The organism is Pseudomonas sp. QE6 (genome assembly GCF_041379005.1).
Lineage (GTDB): Bacteria > Pseudomonadota > Gammaproteobacteria > Pseudomonadales > Pseudomonadaceae > Pseudomonas.
This window is the reverse complement of sequence record NZ_CP166873.1, coordinates 1,698,298-1,714,925: the sequence shown is the minus strand read 5'-3', so window position 1 is coordinate 1,714,925 and position 16,628 is coordinate 1,698,298. Positions and strand designations below refer to the sequence as shown.

Genomic DNA, 16,628 nt, shown 5'->3' with positions numbered 1-16,628 from the left:
TTACACGACGACGGTATCGAACAGCGCATTGCGCTGACGTTCCTGCTGGGCTTCGGCGATCAGGCGACGCAGGGTCGGGATCAGCTCGTCCAGCAGTTGCTGTGGGTTAACGATATTGCCCGCCACGTTGATGCTGACCTGCGGCGAGAAGGTCCAGTTGGGCGGGCCACTGGCAACGGGTGTTGCAGCGGCCGGAGCTGCGGGTTGCGGCGCGACGGGCGGCGGTTTCGGAGCTGCATCCGACGGACCGAGCAGAGCGCCGGCCTTGCCGCCGATCCACTCGCCCACGCTCGCGCCGATGGCGCCGCCCACCAGCGTGCCGATCACTGGGATCGGGATTAATGTGCCCAGCGCAGCACCAGCAGCCGCACCGATGGCCGAGCCGCCCGCCTTGCCATAGCCGACCGCCTTTTCTTGTGGCGACTGATTGCTGTTGTAGATGGAAGCGACATCGGTAATTGCCAGCGCTGCGTTGACCGGGCCGAAACGCCTCAGTGCAGTGCCCGCACCCCGCGCCAGGCCGCCCGCCACGCGCCCGACCCGCGAAGAGCGAACCGTCTGCGCAGTCCTCCCAATCCATCCGGAAGCGGCACTGGCGGCGCGTCCCAGCGTGGATCGCGCACGTTGGAGGATGCTGCCGCGTGAACTCTTGCCGGTGCCCTCCGGCCTGGTCTTGCCACCGGACTTCCCCTTGCCTTTGCCCTTCGGACTGCGATCAGGCAAATCGCCGAAGCTGCCAGCTGGCCAGTTGGTGACGAAGACGTCCTGGACATCACGCTTGCCCCAGTTCCCGGGCAGCAATCCCCTGGCGTCCTGGGCGAACTGCTTGATACCGATGGCCGACTTCACCGCCAGCAATCCACCACCCATCACCGCAGCCGCGGTCAGCAGGAAATCATTGCTCTTGAGCAACGCATCGCCGATCTGCAGCAACGCGCCGCTGATCAACTGCTCTTTCTGCTCCAACTGGCCCAGCGGCGACTCGCGACGTTTCTCCACACCTTGCTGCAACAGATCGCCAGGCGCGTCGGTAAGGGCTTGCCGGGACTGAAGCAAGCTCTCGACCTTCTGCGCATCGCCCGTCCGGATCGTGGTCAGCCCAGTGAGCAGATCACGGCTGAACAGCTCTACCGACGGAGCTTCTTTCTGACCGCGCCAGGCCACCGCACTCAGCGCACGCGCCAGATCCGCCGCGTTGTTGATGCCGCCCTTCTGCTGCAGCTCACTGACCAGCTGGGCCGCAGTTTCTGTCGACACGCCCTGGCCCTGGGCAAACTTCGCCGCCACCGGCAGCACCGCGGCCACGTCGCTCAGCGGGATCTTGCGCTCGACCATGGCTTGCGCGAGTTCCAGCACCTTGTCACGCGGCATCGCGGCGTCGTGCCCCGCCGTCACCACTTGGTCGCCGAGAGCCGTTTCTGCTGTCGGATCGTAGGGTTGCCCCGCCGCTTCGCGCACTTGCATCAGCCGCCCGCGGAACGCCAGGTTCATGCTGACGGCGGAGCGCGCAACATCCCCCACCGAGCTCAATTCGAACAGAGACTTGGTCGCCGTCTCCAGGCGCTGCCAATCGTTCGCCGACGCGCTCGCAGCCTGCGCCACGCTGACTGTGATTTTTGGCAGGCGAATATCCAACGGCCGCAGCGCCAGCAGGTCGATGATCCGCCGCAGCGCCAGCCGGGTTTCGCCGGCATTGCGCTCACTGGCGCGCTGGCGGATGTCCTGGTTGTCCTGTACGACCTCGACTTCATCCGCCAGCGTCATCAGCGGCAGGCGCGGGCCCAGCCAACCGGCGAGTGTGCCCAGGCGCGTGGCGGCATCCCCGACCACCCTCCCGAGCGTGCTGCCCAGACCCGCGATTGCGCCTGCCACCAGTTCCGGCTTCTCACTCATATTCATTTCACTTGCCTCTTTGACGACAAAGGAGCGCCGGTTACCCGACGCTCCCTTCAGGGCGAACTAGCCCGCTTCATCCCCCAGCCACCAACGCAGGTCGCCGAGGGTCATGCGCTCCAGTTCACCGGCCGTGAAGCCCGACTCAGTCGCCAGTCGCCGCGCCAGCTGGCGCATCAGCGCGAAGCTCATCGCCGTCCTCTCGCACCAGGCGAAAGTAGGCGTGCTGCAGGCGCTGGTAATCGCTGAGCTTCAGCCCCTCCAGGTCCTGGCGGCTGACCTGCAGCAGCGAGGCGAACAGCTGCAGCTCACGCTCCTCGTCATCACTGGCCACCTTGCTGGCCAGGCGGATGTCACGCACGGTCGGCGCGCGCAGGGTGAGAGCGTCGACCTCGACGCCGTTGCAGGAGGTCGGGCGGGACAGCTTCACCACCGCCGCGTCCTCGGACAGGCTCAGCCACGCGGGCTGTTTGACGGAGTCTTGCATCAGGGTTCTCCTCAGACGCCCAGGTCGCTGCGCATGGCGGCGAGCTGGTCGACGCCGTCGATCTTGCGCACCGAGTTGGCCGGGTCGATCTCGAACATCTCGCGGCCTTCGACTTCCAGCTTGTAGTAGGAGACCGCCACGCTGTAGGTGCAGGCGGCCAGGTCGCCGGCCCTCCAGTCGCCCGGGTTGATCTCCTTGAGCAGGCCGCGAACGGTGGCGACCACCGGCACGGTGCCGCCCTTCTGGGTCTTGAAGGAGCCGCGGAAGGTGCCGTTGAAGGCGCCCTGGTCGCTCAGGCCGAAGAACTTCATGGCCTCGCGGCGCGCGCCGTTGGTGGTGAACTTGGCTTCCATCGCCTCCAGGCCGACATCGAGCAGGACCGGCGCATCCATGCCGCCGGCACGGTACTCCTGGGTCTTGACCTTGAGGGTTGGCAGGGTCAGGGACGGCACGTCACCGGCGAAGCTGACGCCGTCGACGAAGAGGTTGGTGTTGGTGAGGATCTGCGGAATCATCGATAGGTCTCCTTAAGCTGCGTCCAGAACTTCGGTGAGCCACTGATCGGTCACCTCGACGCGGAAGTTGGGGTTCTCGGCAGGCGGTACGTCGGTGAAGCGGATGTTCCAGTACACCTTGCCCTGGGCCAGTTGGCTGGCGGTGTTGAGTTCCGGGTCGGCGTAGACCTCGAAGTCGATCACCGCGCCCTGGTTCTTCAGGTCGCGCATGAAGGCCTGCAGGCCCTCGGTGACGTCTTTCACGTAGGTCTTGGTGATGCCGCGGTCGACCGCCCACTTGTGCCCGGCGAGGATGGCGTCCATCACCATGTCCATGGTCCGCACGCGGGTCACGAAGGCCCACTTGGCGTCGCTGGAGAGGGTGCGGTTGCCCCACAGGCGGTAGCCGTCGTCACGGATGATGGTGGTGATGTTGGCGTTGTTGAGCAGGTTGGCGCGGCAGGTCTCGTCGCCGTCGAGGAACTCGATGGGGCGGCCGGTACCGGTGATGCCGAGCAGCTCCTTGTTCGACGGCGAGGACCAGAAGCCGTACTGGCTGTCGGTCCAGGCGAACAGCGCGGCGGCGTTGGCCGAGGCCGGCGCGTTCAGCGTGGCGCTGCTGGCGGTGTCCCAGTACTGCACGCCCGGATCGACCAGGTAGATGCGTTTGCTGCCGAACTCGCCGGCATAGGCGATGGCCGCTTCGTCGGTGGTGTTCGGGCCGTCGACGATGGCGATGGCGCGCAGCTTGTCGGCCAGTGCGCCCATGGCGGTGGCGACCGCCTGGGTGGCGGAATGCTTCGGCGCGATCAGCAGGCGCGGCTGGACATTGAAGCGCGACTTGCCGTCGAGCAGCGCCTGCAGGCCGGTACGCTGGCCGGCCTCGGTGACGGTGCCGATGATCGCGGAAGTCAGCTGCGCGGCATCCTCCACCTTGGCCACGCCGACCGCCACGACCACCGCGGCGGACTGGGTGAAGATCGCGGTGCAGGACTTGTAGATCGCCGACGCGGTACCGAAGGCGGCGGCCGCTTCACGCAGGCTGGTGAGCAGCACCGGCACGTCCGCCTTCGCGGTCAGCGTGGCCTCGGGGGTGAAGGTATCCACCAGGCCGATGATCGAGGACGACGGCAGCGCAATGGTGCGCGCGCCGACGTCGACGTTGGTCACGGTGACGCCGTGAAAGAAGCTCATAGGTTTTTCTCCAGACATAAAAAAACCGCCGGGAGGCGGTTGGCTTTGGGCATTCAGCAGGTCGAAACGACATCGTGCTGATGTGACGAGTCCTTTTCATACGGGCCCAGTGGCAAGGCCGGTGTATACAGACTCATGGAACGAAACTTCAGTTGATCGTACGCAACCGCCAGAGCGCAGCTTCAGACGCTGCCAAGTATCTGGTACTCGATGCGCAAGGTACCGTTGGGGAGAGTTTTGAAGCAGATGTCCACGTACGAACCGGTAACCGCGCTGGGAGATGCTTGAATTCCCGAACCTACGGTCGCCTCGGCCTGAAACTCGGTCGCCACGACTGACCAGACGGAGCTCAACGCGAACGGAAAGTTAACCCGCACCGTCCCCTTGCCTTCACTATTACCGGTCGGGATGACCATGCCGAACATTCGCACCAGGCCCGTAGGCAGCCGTTCATACTTCACGGCACCAGCCACGTTCAGGCTTACAGACGCAGACCGCCAGACGTTTTCAGCGCTAAAACGTGAACTGATGCCGGACGCGAGACCGGCGGGTGTTACCGCGCGTTCTGAGTCCGCTCCGGCTGCCGCTTCGGCGATCGTTGCAAGCTCAACCAGCCCGGCCCGAGCCTCGGTCGCCGTGCACGCTGCTAGGCCGGCGGGAGTGATCGCTCTGGCGGTGTCAGTCTTGGCCTGGACCTCCGCAGCAGTAGCCAACTCTACCAGCCCAGTTCGTGTCTCAGTCGCCGTTCGAGCACTCAGTCCCGCCGGTGTCACCACACGCTCCGAATCAGCGCCGGAGAGTGTTTCAGCGCTGGTGGCGAGCTCAACCAATCCGGACGACTCCTCGGAAGCCCTGCAGGACGCTAGACCGGCAGGAGTGACAACTCGGAAGGCATCAACTTTGGCCTGCACCTCTGCAACGCTTGCTAGTTCAACCAGACCTGTGCGCGCTTCCGTGGCAGTCCGAGCGCTCAAGCCCGATGGTGTTACCGCACGCTCTGCATCAGTTCCCGACAAAGTTTCTGCAGATGTTGCGAGTTCTACCAATCCGGATGCTGTCTCGGATGCCTTGCAGGAGGAAAGTCCGGCAGGGGTGACAACTCGAGTAGTATCGACTTTGGCCTGCACCTCAGCAGCACTTGCCAGCTCAACCAGGCCTGTGCGCGTTTCCGTGGCAGTTCGAGCAGCCAGGGTGGCAGGCGTAATGCAATGGGTCACCTCTGTGCCAACCTGCACCTCTGCCGCAGTTGCGAGCTTAACAACTCCGAGGCTGGTTTCCGAAGCCACTCGCGCAAGGAAAGCCGAATCCACATACTCCCGAGTCGCCAGCACCACACTCGGATCGATCTTCAGTTCCACCGACGCTGCATTGCTGACGATCAGCACGATGCGCACGGTCTGGGTGCGGCCGCTGCCTTCGGCCAGTTGCGGTTTATAGGAGGGCGCGCAGTTGGCGTAGGCGATCAGCGCGCCGGCCTCGTCGTACAGGCCCATCTCGCGGATCCACCAGCCGCCGACGTATTCGGGGATGACCTGCTCGGCGATGATCTGCGCGCTGTTGGCCGGGTCGATGCTGAGCTGGTTCAGCGGCGCCCGGCGCACTTCGTTGACCAGAGCCGTGCGGCTGGCATCGGGGGTCGGCACGTTGCCGCCGCCGTCGCCCACGGCGAGCTGGGTGATTTTCAGGGTGGTGCCCAGCGCAGCGGCATTCGCCAGCTTGCCGGCACCGATTGTGGTAAGGAGTGCGTAGTAGGTTACGGCCATGGGTAGACGCTCAAGCTATCGATGGTGTGCTCCCGTCCCGGCAAGCCGTAGCTGCCGAGTGTTTCGATCACATCCGGGAGATAGGGATAGACGGTGACGATGTCGCCGTCGTATTGCCCGGAGCCGACGTTGATCCGCCCCTGGGATTCCAGGCTGATATCCAGCCCGATGAGGTGCCGCGTGAGCGGCTTGGCGTCTTCGATCAGACGCTCCACCTCCTGGTACATTTCCTCGCTGATGCCGCTGTCGAGCACGCCGATGCGCAGGCGGAAGGTGCCCGGCGCGCCCATGGGCGAGCCCTGCCACCACTCGATGATTTCGATCAGGTAGCCCAGCGGCTCAATCACCCGCCGCAGGGCGGCGGTGGTTCCCTTGTGCTGGTGGATGCGGAACGCCGCGGCCACCGCCTTGCGCTTCACCGCCTCGCTCCAGGACGGGTCCCAGCGGTCCACCGACCAGGCCCAGGCGAGGTACGGCAGCAGGGCCACCGGGCAACGTTGCGGGTCCATCAATTCGCGCAGGGGGACCGGCAGATCGCCGACCTGCACGTCAGCCAGCGCGCGCTCCAGCGGCGTCGAGTTGATCGGCAGCAGGCGGCTACTCATCCGAACCTCCCACGCGGATCTGGTAGCCGCTGCAGTACGCCGCCTGGGTCGCGTCGAGCACCACGTCGGAAGCCGGCTTGGCCAGTTCGACGCGCTGCACGCCTTCCACATGCAGGGCGGCGAACAGCGCGCTGCGGCGGATGTCGCGGCCGAGGCGGCGCTGGGTGGCGATGTAGGTCTGCAGCGAAGCTTCGGCGGCCTGCTGGATCAGCTCGGCTTCCGGGCCCGGGTAGATGTAGAGAACCGCGTCGACCTGGTACGGCACGATGATGGCGGACTGCACGGTGAGACGGTCGCCCACCGGGCGTACATCTTCATCGTTCAGCGCATTGCGCACCGCCTGGAGCAACTCTTCCGAGGCGGTGCCATTGCCCTCGGAGGACAGCACGCTGACCAGTGCCTCGCACGGCTGCGGGCTGATCGCCGAGACATCGGCGATGCGCCCGTCTGCGCCGAGCGCGAAGGCGACGTAGGCATTACGCGGGCCGGCGACGGAAAGCTGGTCGAAAGCCAGTTGGGTGCGGTTGCGCAGCGAGTCATCGCCTTCCAGCACGGCCGGAGTCGGCGGCGAGGTCGTGGCATCTGCCTCCTGGATCACCAGGCGTTTCACGTTGTAGCCAGCGGCCAGTTGGTCAAGATCACCCTGGGTCGCATAACCCAGCATCACCGCACGAGCGGCATCGTTGATCCGGGCGCGCAGCAACAGCTCGCGGTAGGCCGCCAGTTCCAGCAGCTTGACCACCGGATCGGACTCCAGCGCGGCGTTCCAGCCCTCTCCCATGGCACGGCGAAAGTCCGCCAGCAGCTCTCCGTAGAGGCTCTCGTAATCGAGGTCCTCCACCACTTCCGGGGCAGGCAGTTGAGACAGGTCGATGAGGCTCATGCCGCCACCTCCAAGCCGACTTCGTCGCCCAGGTAGATGCCGCGCAGGCGCAGCGAAACGCTGCCGCCCACCACCGCCGTCACCTGCACCGAACTCAGGCGCAGGCGCGGCTCCCAGCGGCCGATGGCACGGGCTACTTCAGCCTGCACCGCGCCCTTCCAGCCTTCGGTCACCGGCAGGTCGACCATGCGTCGCAGACGGCTGCCGTATTCGGGGCGCATGCGCCGGCTGCCCAGCGGGGTGGTGAGGATGTCCTCGATGGATTGCTTCAGGTGCGCCAGCGCGCTCAGCGGCTGGCCGTTACGTCGATCCATGCCGATCATGGCCGCGCCCTCCGTCGCTCAGGGTGCGCACGGGAAAAGTTGCCCATGGCAGGTCTCCAGAAATGCAAAGGCCCGCGCGGGGCGGGCCGGGTTGAAAGTGGAAAGGCGTCAGTGGGTGTGGTGGTTGCTGTTGCCGGCGGTGTCCATGATCGAGCCGGTGCTGCTGATATTGCCGTTCACCGTCAGCGCGCCCTTGATGCTAACCGGGCCGGTCAGCTGGATACTCGCGGCGGTGACGCTCACGGCACCGGGGTCGATCACCACCTGGGTACCGCCGACCTTCACCGTGGCGCTGCCGGCCGGCAGTTGCAGGTCGTAGCGGTGCGCCTGCCAGTCGTAGCTCAGCACCGCGCCGTCGGGGAAATGCCAGCTCTCCACTTCACCGCGATTGTTCGGCGCAGCGACTGCCGCACCAAACAGACCGGGCACGAAGGTGCCCATGGCCGCCATGCCGGACGGGCTGAGCAACACGCCCTGCTCGCCCAGGCTCGGCGCCCGCCAGTGCCGTGCGGCCCCCGCCGCCTGGGCGTGCCAGCGCACCCAGGCGCTGGTCCATTCGCCGGAGCGCACGCGCACCCGCGCCGCCGCAAGGTCCACCGCTACCACTTCGCAGGGCATGACCAGCGCGGCCAGCATGCGGTCGTGCTCGGCGCTCACGTAGTCCTGGTTCATTGCAGGGCTCCCGGGTCGAAGTAATCGTCCTCGTGGCCGGGACCGATTTCGGGATCGAAACCGAGCCTGAGGCTGCCCGGCGGCTGGTCTTCCCACAGCCACTCGGTCTCGCCCAGCAGCACCGGCTGACGCCACTCGACCCGCCAGACGCGGCACGCCGCCAGCGCCGGGTCGTCGCTTTCCGGCTGCGCCTGAATGAAGCTCACCGGCTCCAGTTCCAGCCCCCAGTTCTGCGCACGCAGCAGGATGGTCAGCGCGGCGACGTTGCGCAGCGCCAGGGCTTCGGCTTCGTCGTCACGCTCCACCAGGACGCGCGCCTGCATCCGGCAGATCAGGGCCGTCTGGCCATTGCCGGGATCTTGTCCCGGCAGCAGGCCGGCACATTCCAGCGCCAATGCCGGGAGTGTCGCCGGCACGCTGCTCAGCGGGCCGCGCAGGAAGGTGCCGATCTCGGTCAGGCGCGCGGTCAGCGTCTGCTCCACCGCATCGAGCAGCAGCGCCAGGGTCAAAGGTTGTTCGGACATGTCGTCTCCTTGCAGCTTCACTCTTGTCCGCGCTCGCTCGGCGGTAGTTCGCACACGCCCAGGCGTTTGGCCGCCCAGCGTTCATAGAGGCCGACGGCGATCTCCGCGCCGGCCGCCGCGGTCAGGCTGCCGATGGCGGCGGCCAGCGTCAGCGAGGCGCCGCAGGCCATGGCCAGGAACATCACTGCCATGCCGCAAACGATGGAGGCGCCGGAGCGCAGCGCCAGTCGCCGCAGCAATCGCCAGCCGCCCAGGCCCGCCTTGTCGGCGCGCCACATTTCACCACTGATGCCGCCCGCGACAGCGAGCAGGATCAGTCCCCACAAAGGCACGTCGGCCAGGGTCTGAGGTTCGTTGCCCATTGGCTCACCTTGGATAAAGACGCCCGCGAACGGGCGAAACCGGCGGCTATCAGCCAACCGGGGATGACTGCCAGCGTGCTCGCCGGCCACCCGCCGTCACGGCGGATCAGAAAAACGCGGGCATGAAAAAGCCCGGCTCACTGGCCGGGCTTTTCGGGGGTTCGCGTTGTGCTCCCTGGGGACGCACCTTTACAAGAATGACTACTTTGTACCCCCCGATTCCCGCCGGAACAAGGCTTATTGGGGAATGCACGGCAATAGGTGGATGACACACCGGAATGTGCAGTCGAAACGCGGAAATCCGGCTTCGGAAATTTCACAGTGCCTTGGTCATCAGCACCGTCGTGAAGCCGCTGTGCCACTCCTCGTCGGGGTAGAAATCGATCTCCGCGTAGCCATTCTTGCCATAGAAGGCGCGCGCCTGAAGATTGAAGGTGTCAGTCTCCAGGCGGACCTGGCGATGCCCCGCCCCGGCGATCTCAGCTTCGGCATGACTCAGCAGTGCCGCGCCAATCCCCAGCCGTTGCCGCTGCACAGAGACATGCAGGGCATCGATGAAGTCGTCGCGCCAGTCGAGCAGGCCGACAACAGCGTCATCGATACAGGCGACATGGAAAAACGGTAGGCGCTCGCGCACATAGGCGGCCGTGTGCGCGGAAGACTCGAAGCGCTCGATGGCTTCGGCAGTCAACGCGGGCTTCCAGGTGGCTTCGTAGGTTTCGCCGAGGATGCGCAGGATGGCATCGGCGTCGGCGGGTTCGGCGCGGCGAATGAGGATAGGCGTTTTCATGGAGCGCGAGCATAGCGCAACACTGCGCGCGAAAAGCACGAAGCCCGGCACTGGGCCGGGCTTCGGAGGGCGGGAAAGATTCAGGCGGCGCGGCGCATCAGCCGCGACTGGATGCTCTGGTGCGCCACGTGCAAGCGCAGGTAGAAGGTATTGCGGCTGCAGCGGCAGTGCCGATACTTCTGCGAAGCCTCACTGTCGCGGTTGAGGTAGTGCTCGGTGACCACCTCCTTCTGCTCGTCGGGCAGTTGGTTGATGATCAGGTCCAGCTCGGCGACACGATCGAGGATCACCCGGCTGCCCCGCGTGCCACGCACCATCTCGCCCTTGTTGGCGATCATCATCGCCAGCAGGTTGCCCCCGGCGTAGCCGCCACCGGCGCTGCCAGGGTTATGCATCTCTTCAGCCCAGAGCTTGAGCATTTCGTCGATGGGTTTGATCACTGCGTTTCTCCCAAGGCGGCTCAGTGCCGCCGCTCCAGTTCGTCCATTGCCTGGCAGTCGATGCAGCGGGTGCAGCCCGGCGCGGCCAGGCGACGCGCCGGAGGGATGTCGTCGCCGCAGTCCTCGCAGTATTCGGCGGAGCTGACGGCTACTGCCGAGCGGCGGCTGTGCAGCAGGTTTTCGATGCGGTCGAGCACCAGGTCGTTGGCGTAGTCGGCGATATCAGCCATGGCGCACCTCCGCCTGGGCGGGATTGGCCCTTCGCATGGCGCAGTTCGTGTGTTGGTTCATGAAGGTCCTCCTGGCGACGTGCCCTCCGGGGTCGCCGAGCCTTCGGTCGCCTGGGGTGGTCAGTCGCGATCTATTCGTCGCGGACGCCAGCCCTTCACGGCAGCGTCCCTTGCCGGTACGCGGGCGGCGCCTCCCTGGCTCGCCCGCGTCCTCCAGCCTGCCCCGCGCATCACGGCCTGCAGGCAACCTGCGGCATCCTTGCCGCAGCGATGGGGAAGCCGTTGCTTCCCATCAGCCCAGACCGGTTTCTCGTCTGCTCGGTGGGCTGCTGGTTTTCATGATTACAACTATAGCTATATTCAGTCAACACCAAAGCTATTTACAGGCTACAACCCAGGAGGTAGAGTGCCGGCCATGGACAAGACACCCTCATCGACACTGGCCGACCGTCTGAAGCAGGCGATGGCCTCGCGTAACCTCAAGCAGGAAACCCTGGCCGAAGCCGCCGGGGTTTCGCAGAACACCATCCACAAGCTGACCTCGGGCAAGGCGCAGAGCACGCGCAAGCTGATCGAGATCGCCAGCGCGCTGGGCGTCTCGCCGACCTGGCTGGCCACCGGCGAAGGCACGCCAGCACCGGGCACCAACGCATCCGCGCCGCGCCCCGCCGATGGCAGCCCCCTGCGACTGGAACCGCTGCACCCATGGGATAGCGACACGCCGCTGGACGAGGACGAAGTGGAACTACGCCTGTACAAGGAAGTGGAACTGGCGGCCGGCGCCGGCCGCACCGCAGTGCGCGAGATAGAGGGGCGCAAGCTGCGCTTCTCCTACGCCACCCTGCGCGCGGCGGGGGTGGACCCGGCGGCGGCGATCTGCGCCCAGCTCACCGGCAACAGCATGGAGCCGCTGATCATGGATGGCTCCACCATCGGCATCGACACGGCCACCACGCACATCACCGACGGCGAGATCTATGCCCTGGAACACGAGGGCATGCTGCGGGTGAAGTTCGTCTACCGCCTGCCCGGCGGCGGCATTCGCCTGCGCAGCTTCAACCGCGACGAATACCCCGACGAGGAGTACCCACCCGAGCAATTCGACAGTGGGCAGATCCGCATGATCGGCTGGGTGTTCTGGTGGTCCACGGTGCGCCATCGCCGTGCGCCGACCCTGGTGCGCTAAACATCAAGAACCCCGCTTCGGCGGGGTTTTCTTTGTCTGGAGATTGAAGACAAATACAACTTTTGCTATATTTTCTTCCGTCGCCACCACCATCGGTACAGGAGAGTCCCATGCAGTCGACCGCCGATATTCGTCCCGCCCCGCGCCCGGAGACGGTGAGCCTGGTCTATCAGATATTCGGGGATGTCCTGGTGCCGCTGGAGCAGGTACGCGAACGCTGGTTCCGCAACCTGAACCGGGAGAACTTCAGCAAGGCGCTGTCCTGCGGGCGCATCGCCCTGCCGGTGACCACGCTGGACGACAGCCACAAGGCGATGCAGTACGTGGCGGTGGATCACCTGGCGGCCTACGTGGAGGAACGTTCGCAGCAGGCCGACGCCGCCCTCGCCCGGCGCAAGGCGAACCTGCAGGTGGTGGAAGCACGGCAGGCGGGGTGAGCCGAACGCCACGCCCTGTAGGAGCGAGCTTGCTCGCGAACCGGCCTAGTGACGGAGCAGCCGGCGAAATCCGTTCGCGAGCAAGCTCGCTCCTACGAAGAGTCCTGCTTCCCTGATAGTTCTGCGCAGGGATCCCCCTCATCCAGAACACAGGTGTAACCCGCTCCTACGGAAAAGAAAAAGCCCCGCCGAAGCGGGGCTTTTTTCGAGTCGGCGACTCAACCGTTGCCGTGCAGCTTGGCGGTGTGCTCGGCCAGTGCCACGGCGCGGAACATCGCACGGCGCTTGTTGATGGTTTCTTCCCACTCGGCCGCCGGTACCGAGTCGGCAACGATGCCACCACCGGCCTGGACATGGAGTTCGCCGTTCTTGATCACCGCGGTGCGGATGGCGATGGCGGTGTCCATGTTGCCGTTCCAGGCGAGGTAGCCCACGGCGCCGCCGTAGACGCCACGCTTGACCGGCTCCAGCTCGTCGATGATCTCCATCGCGCGGATCTTCGGCGCGCCGGACAATGTGCCGGCCGGCAGGATGGCGCGCAGGGCGTCCATCGCGGAAAGCTCGGGCTTCAGCTGGCCGTTCACGTTGGAAACGATGTGCATGACGTTGGAGTATCGCTCGATCACCATCTGCTCGGTGACCTTCACCGTGCCGGTGTCGGAGACGCGGCCGACGTCGTTGCGGCCCAGGTCGATGAGCATCAGGTGCTCGGCGATTTCCTTGGCGTCGGAGAGCAGGTCTTCTTCCAGGACGCGGTCGGCCTCCTCGGTCGCACCACGGGGGCGGGTGCCGGCGATGGGACGCACGGTGACTTCGCCGTCCTCGACGCGCACCAGCACTTCCGGCGAGCTGCCGACCACGTGGAAGTCGCCGAAGTTGAAGAAGTACATGTACGGCGTCGGGTTGAAGCAGCGCAGCGCGCGGTACAGGTCGATCGGCGCGGCGGCGAAGTCGATGGACATGCGTTGCGACGGCACGACCTGCATGCAGTCGCCGGCCAGGATGTATTCCTTGATGGTGCCGACGGCGCGCTCGTAGTCCTCGCGGGTGAAGCTGGCGCGGAACTGCGGCTCCGGGGCGTTGACCGCACTGAAGTCCAGGCCGCGGCGCGGGGTGATCGGCTGGCGCAGGCGCTCCAGCAGTTCTTCCAGTTGCTCCAGGCCCTTGTCGTAGGCGTCGGCCTGGGCCGGGTCGGCGAGGACGATCGCGTGCATCTTGCCGGCGAGGTTGTCGAAGACCACCACCGCGTCGGAAACCATCAGCAGGATGTCGGGGTTGTTCAGCGGATCGGGGTTCGGGCACTGCGCCAGGCGCTGCTCGACGTAGCGCACGCAGTCATAGCCGAAGTAGCCGACAAGGCCGCCGTTGAAGCGCGGCAGACCGGCAATGGTCGGCACGCGGTAGCGGTCCTTGAACTCCTCGACGAAGGCCAGCGGATCGGCGCACTCGAAGCTCTCGGTCTCGACGCCGTCGACCTTGATGCTCGCCTGGTGGCCGTACACGCGCAGCACGGTGCGGCTGGGCAGACCGATGATGGAGTAGCGCCCCCACTTCTCGCCGCCCTGCACGGATTCGAGCAGGTAGGTGTTGGCGCCGTCGGCGAGCTTCAGGTAGATCGACAGCGGGGTGTCGAAGTCGGCAAGGGTTTCGCAGGTCAGCGGAATGCGGTTGTAGCCTTCGGCGGCCAGGCGCTGGAATTCTTCGCGGGTCATGATCAGCCTCGTAAGAGGAGCCTGTTTCGCGCAGTGCGGGTCTGCCGGCAGTTAACAGGCTCTGAGGGGGAAACGGTCTTGGGTGCACACACGCCGGGCGTACCGGCCAGGGGATGTCAGGCGCGCCAGCGCCAGCGGGCCAGGGCCTTGATGACCTTCATCCAGAGTGTGTGGGGGGCCGTTTCCACGGTGCTGTCTCGCTGAGCGGGAGTTGAGGCGGAGTCGGGCAACACTATCGCTTTGCCCGAATCGAAGCAAGGCAGCAGATGGCGCAGGTCGTCGAGCACCAGCGTCGGGGCTTCCTCGGCGATGGGGCGGCCGTGGTTGTAGCCATAGCTCAGGCCGACGCTGCGCACGCCGGCGGCCTTGGCGGCGAGGATGTCGTTGCGCGAATCGCCAACGAACAGCGCCTGTTCCGCCGACACGCCGGCCATCTTCATCACGAACAGCAGCGCGGCCGGGTCGGGCTTCTGCTGCGGCAGCGTGTCGCCACCGATGATCCAGCGGAAGAACTTGCCCAGCTTCATCTCGTCCAGCAGTGGGCCGACGAAGCGCTCGGGCTTGTTGGTGATCAGCGCCAGCTCCACGCCGCGCTTCTTCAGCCACTTCAGGGTCTCGATGACACCGGGGTAGACCTCGGTCAGCGCATGGCTGTCGGCGTAGGCCTCCATGAAGAGATCGAGCGCGCGCTCGGTGTCTTCCTCGCTGACGCCTTCGTGCTCGATGCTGCCGGCCAGGGCGCGACGCACCAAGACGCGTGCGCCGTTGCCGACCCAGTGGCGCACGGCGTCCAGGCCCGCCGGCTGGCGACCGAGCGCCAGCAGCATCTTGTCCACCGCGGCGGCGAGGTCCGGGACCGAGTCCACCAGGGTGCCGTCCAGGTCGAACATCACCAGACGCGGCAGCCCGGCGAACGGCAGCTGTGCAGCACTCATCACTTGCGCGCCTGCGCCAGCTCAGCGTGCATGGCGCGGATGACCTCGGCGTAGTCCGGTGCGTTGAAGATGGCGGAGCCGGCGACGAAGGTGTCGGCACCCGCTTCGGCGATCTCGCGGATGTTCTTCACATTGACGCCGCCGTCGATCTCCAGGCGGATGTCGCAACCGGACGCATCGATCAGCGCGCGGGCTTCGCGCAGCTTGTCGAGGGTGCCGGGAATGAACTTCTGCCCCCCGAAGCCGGGGTTCACGCTCATCAGCAGGACCATGTCGATCTTGTCCATCACGTACTTGAGCGCGTCCAGCGAGGTGGCCGGGTTGAACACCAGGCCGGCCTTGCAGCCGCCGTCCTTGATCAGTTGCAGGGAACGGTCGATGTGCTGGGAGGCTTCCGGGTGGAAGGTGATGTAAGTGGCGCCGGCCTCGATGAAGTCGCCAATGATGCGGTCCACCGGGGAAACCATCAGGTGCACGTCGATGGGCGCGGTGACACCGTACTTGCGCAGGGCCGAGCAGACCATCGGGCCGATGGTGAGGTTGGGCACGTAGTGGTTGTCCATCACGTCGAAGTGGACGATGTCGGCGCCGGCAGCGAGCACCTTGTCCACATCCTCACCCAGGCGGGCGAAGTCGGCGGAAAGGATCGACGGAGCGATGGCGTAGGGTTGCATGGCGCACCTCTGTGGGCGAAATCACGGATGGCGCGCATTGTAGCCGCTCGGACGGCTCGAAGGGGATCGCACCGATGATTGCACCGATGGCCGATACGGGAGTGCGGAATGGAGAGTCGAAAAAAGATCGCGGATCGATCCCGCCGCCGTGGGTGAGCACGGCGACGGAAGCGTCCGCGAAACACTGTGGATCAGGCAGTTGGTGCGGTACGCATCTTCTCGCTGCGGCCGCGCAGCCACTCGAGGGTGAGCAGGAGCAGGACGGAGAAGCCGATCAGCAGGGTCGCCGCGGCGGCGATGGTCGGGCTGAGGTTCTCGCGGATGCCGCTGAACATCTGGCGCGGCAGGGTGGCCTGCTCGGGGCCGGCGAGGAACAGGGTCACCACCACTTCATCGAAGGAGGTGGCGAAGGCGAACAGCGCACCGGAGATCACCCCCGGCGCGATCAGCGGCAGGGTGACCTTGAAGAAGGTCAGCACCGGCGGCGCGCCCAGGCTGGCGGCGGCGCGCACCAGGTTGTAGTTGAAGCCCTGCAGGGTCGCCGACACGGTGATGATGACGAAGGGCACACCCAGCACCGCGTGGACGATGATCAGCGAGATGTAGCTGTTGCCCAAGCCCAGCGGCGCGAAGAACAGGTAGCTGGCGACACCGATGATCACCACCGGCACGACCATCGGCGAGATCACCAGGCTCATCACCAGGGCCTTGCCGCGGAATTCGCCGCGGGTCAGGCCGATGGAGGCCAGGGTGCCGAAGACCATGGCCAGCACGGTGGCCGCCGGGGCGACGATCATGCTGTTGGTCAGCGAACGCATCCACTCGGCGGAGTTGAAGAAGTCGGCGTACCAGCGCAGGGAGAAGCCCTGCAGCGGGTAGACCAGGAAGGTGCCGGAGTTGAACGACAGCGGCACGATCACCAGCACCGGCAGCACCAGGAACAGCAGCACCAGGCCGCAGAGGATGCGCAGGGTGTAGAACCACAGACGCTCGACCGGGGACATGTAGGGACTCAGCATTTTCT

At 65.8% G+C, this 16,628-nt stretch carries 20 protein-coding genes; 2 read left to right on the top strand and 18 right to left on the bottom strand.

Translation table 11 applies throughout. The features are described 5' to 3' along the window. From ACAW63_RS07750 to ACAW63_RS07685, 14 genes are all read right to left on the bottom strand, one after another. Nucleotides 1–1,899, bottom strand: coding sequence for a hypothetical protein (locus ACAW63_RS07750; protein ID WP_371232854.1), 1,899 nt, complete (start codon nt 1,897–1,899; stop codon nt 1–3). Nucleotides 1,900–2,038: 139 nt separating this feature from the next. Then, nucleotides 2,039–2,380 carry a phage tail assembly protein gene (locus ACAW63_RS07745; protein WP_301532110.1) on the bottom strand — a complete coding sequence of 114 codons (342 nt, stop codon included), beginning with the start codon at nt 2,378–2,380 and terminating at the stop codon, nt 2,039–2,041. Between the two features lie 11 nt (nt 2,381–2,391). Further along, nucleotides 2,392–2,895, bottom strand: coding sequence for a phage major tail tube protein (locus ACAW63_RS07740; protein ID WP_371232853.1), 504 nt, complete (start codon nt 2,893–2,895; stop codon nt 2,392–2,394). Between the two features lie 12 nt (nt 2,896–2,907). Then, nucleotides 2,908–4,068: a phage tail sheath subtilisin-like domain-containing protein gene (locus tag ACAW63_RS07735; protein ID WP_371232852.1), complete on the bottom strand. Its 1,161-nt coding sequence runs from the start codon at nt 4,066–4,068 to the stop codon at nt 2,908–2,910. Between the two features lie 182 nt (nt 4,069–4,250). Then, on the bottom strand, nt 4,251–5,831 hold the full coding sequence (locus ACAW63_RS07730) for a phage tail protein (RefSeq protein WP_371232850.1): 1,581 nt from the start codon (nt 5,829–5,831) through the stop codon (nt 4,251–4,253). Next, the gene (locus ACAW63_RS07725) at nt 5,822–6,436 is read right to left on the bottom strand and encodes a phage tail protein I (protein WP_371232849.1); all 615 of its coding nucleotides are present in this window, start codon (nt 6,434–6,436) and stop codon (nt 5,822–5,824) included. The genes ACAW63_RS07730 and ACAW63_RS07725 overlap by 10 nt, the downstream gene beginning before the upstream one ends. Further along, on the bottom strand, nt 6,429–7,319 hold the full coding sequence (locus ACAW63_RS07720; protein ID WP_371232847.1) for a baseplate J/gp47 family protein: 891 nt from the start codon (nt 7,317–7,319) through the stop codon (nt 6,429–6,431). Before ACAW63_RS07720 ends, ACAW63_RS07725 begins: the two co-directional genes overlap by 8 nt. Then, nucleotides 7,316–7,642 (bottom strand): GPW/gp25 family protein, encoded by a 327-nt coding sequence (locus tag ACAW63_RS07715; protein WP_371232846.1) that lies wholly within the window; start codon nt 7,640–7,642, stop codon nt 7,316–7,318. Before ACAW63_RS07715 ends, ACAW63_RS07720 begins: the two co-directional genes overlap by 4 nt. A gap of 108 nt (nt 7,643–7,750) precedes the next feature. Next, the gene (locus ACAW63_RS07710) at nt 7,751–8,314 is read right to left on the bottom strand and encodes a phage baseplate assembly protein V (protein WP_371232844.1); all 564 of its coding nucleotides are present in this window, start codon (nt 8,312–8,314) and stop codon (nt 7,751–7,753) included. Next, nucleotides 8,311–8,838 (bottom strand): hypothetical protein, encoded by a 528-nt coding sequence (locus tag ACAW63_RS07705; protein WP_371232842.1) that lies wholly within the window; start codon nt 8,836–8,838, stop codon nt 8,311–8,313. Before ACAW63_RS07705 ends, ACAW63_RS07710 begins: the two co-directional genes overlap by 4 nt. Nucleotides 8,839–8,855: 17 nt before the next feature. Then, nucleotides 8,856–9,200 (bottom strand): phage holin family protein, encoded by a 345-nt coding sequence (locus tag ACAW63_RS07700; RefSeq protein WP_024763586.1) that lies wholly within the window; start codon nt 9,198–9,200, stop codon nt 8,856–8,858. A 316-nt stretch (nt 9,201–9,516) separates the two neighbouring features. Then, entirely contained in the window at nt 9,517–9,990 is a 474-nt protein-coding gene (locus ACAW63_RS07695) for an N-acetyltransferase family protein (RefSeq protein WP_371232840.1), read from the bottom strand. An 80-nt stretch (nt 9,991–10,070) separates the two neighbouring features. Further along, a complete protein-coding gene (locus ACAW63_RS07690) occupies nt 10,071–10,430 on the bottom strand; it encodes a hypothetical protein (protein ID WP_371232838.1) in 360 nt (119 codons plus the stop codon). 20 nt (nt 10,431–10,450) lie between these two features. Then, on the bottom strand, nt 10,451–10,660 hold the full coding sequence (locus ACAW63_RS07685; protein ID WP_371232836.1) for a TraR/DksA C4-type zinc finger protein: 210 nt from the start codon (nt 10,658–10,660) through the stop codon (nt 10,451–10,453). Nucleotides 10,661–11,075: 415 nt separating this feature from the next. Here ACAW63_RS07685 and ACAW63_RS07680 point away from each other — a divergent pair, with 415 nt between their 5' ends. Together ACAW63_RS07680 and ACAW63_RS07675 are read left to right on the top strand one after the other, a co-directional pair. Next, nucleotides 11,076–11,846, top strand: a complete 771-nt coding sequence (locus ACAW63_RS07680; RefSeq protein WP_371232835.1) for an XRE family transcriptional regulator — start codon at nt 11,076–11,078, stop codon at nt 11,844–11,846. A 110-nt stretch (nt 11,847–11,956) separates the two neighbouring features. After that, entirely contained in the window at nt 11,957–12,283 is a 327-nt protein-coding gene (locus ACAW63_RS07675) for a pyocin activator PrtN family protein (protein WP_088420349.1), read from the top strand. Nucleotides 12,284–12,501: 218 nt separating this feature from the next. On the opposite strand, the gene trpE is transcribed toward ACAW63_RS07675, so the two are convergent. From trpE to ACAW63_RS07655, 4 genes are all read right to left on the bottom strand, one after another. Continuing rightward, nucleotides 12,502–13,995, bottom strand: a complete 1,494-nt coding sequence (gene trpE / locus ACAW63_RS07670) for an anthranilate synthase component I (protein ID WP_371232833.1) — start codon at nt 13,993–13,995, stop codon at nt 12,502–12,504. A 116-nt stretch (nt 13,996–14,111) separates the two neighbouring features. Then, nucleotides 14,112–14,930: a phosphoglycolate phosphatase gene (locus ACAW63_RS07665; protein ID WP_371232832.1), complete on the bottom strand. Its 819-nt coding sequence runs from the start codon at nt 14,928–14,930 to the stop codon at nt 14,112–14,114. Next, on the bottom strand, nt 14,930–15,604 hold the full coding sequence (gene rpe / locus ACAW63_RS07660; protein ID WP_371232830.1) for a ribulose-phosphate 3-epimerase: 675 nt from the start codon (nt 15,602–15,604) through the stop codon (nt 14,930–14,932). The genes ACAW63_RS07665 and rpe overlap by 1 nt, the downstream gene beginning before the upstream one ends. A gap of 191 nt (nt 15,605–15,795) precedes the next feature. Beyond that, nucleotides 15,796–16,623 (bottom strand): ABC transporter permease, encoded by an 828-nt coding sequence (locus ACAW63_RS07655; protein ID WP_275609935.1) that lies wholly within the window; start codon nt 16,621–16,623, stop codon nt 15,796–15,798. Between the last annotated feature and the right edge of the window lie 5 nt (nt 16,624–16,628).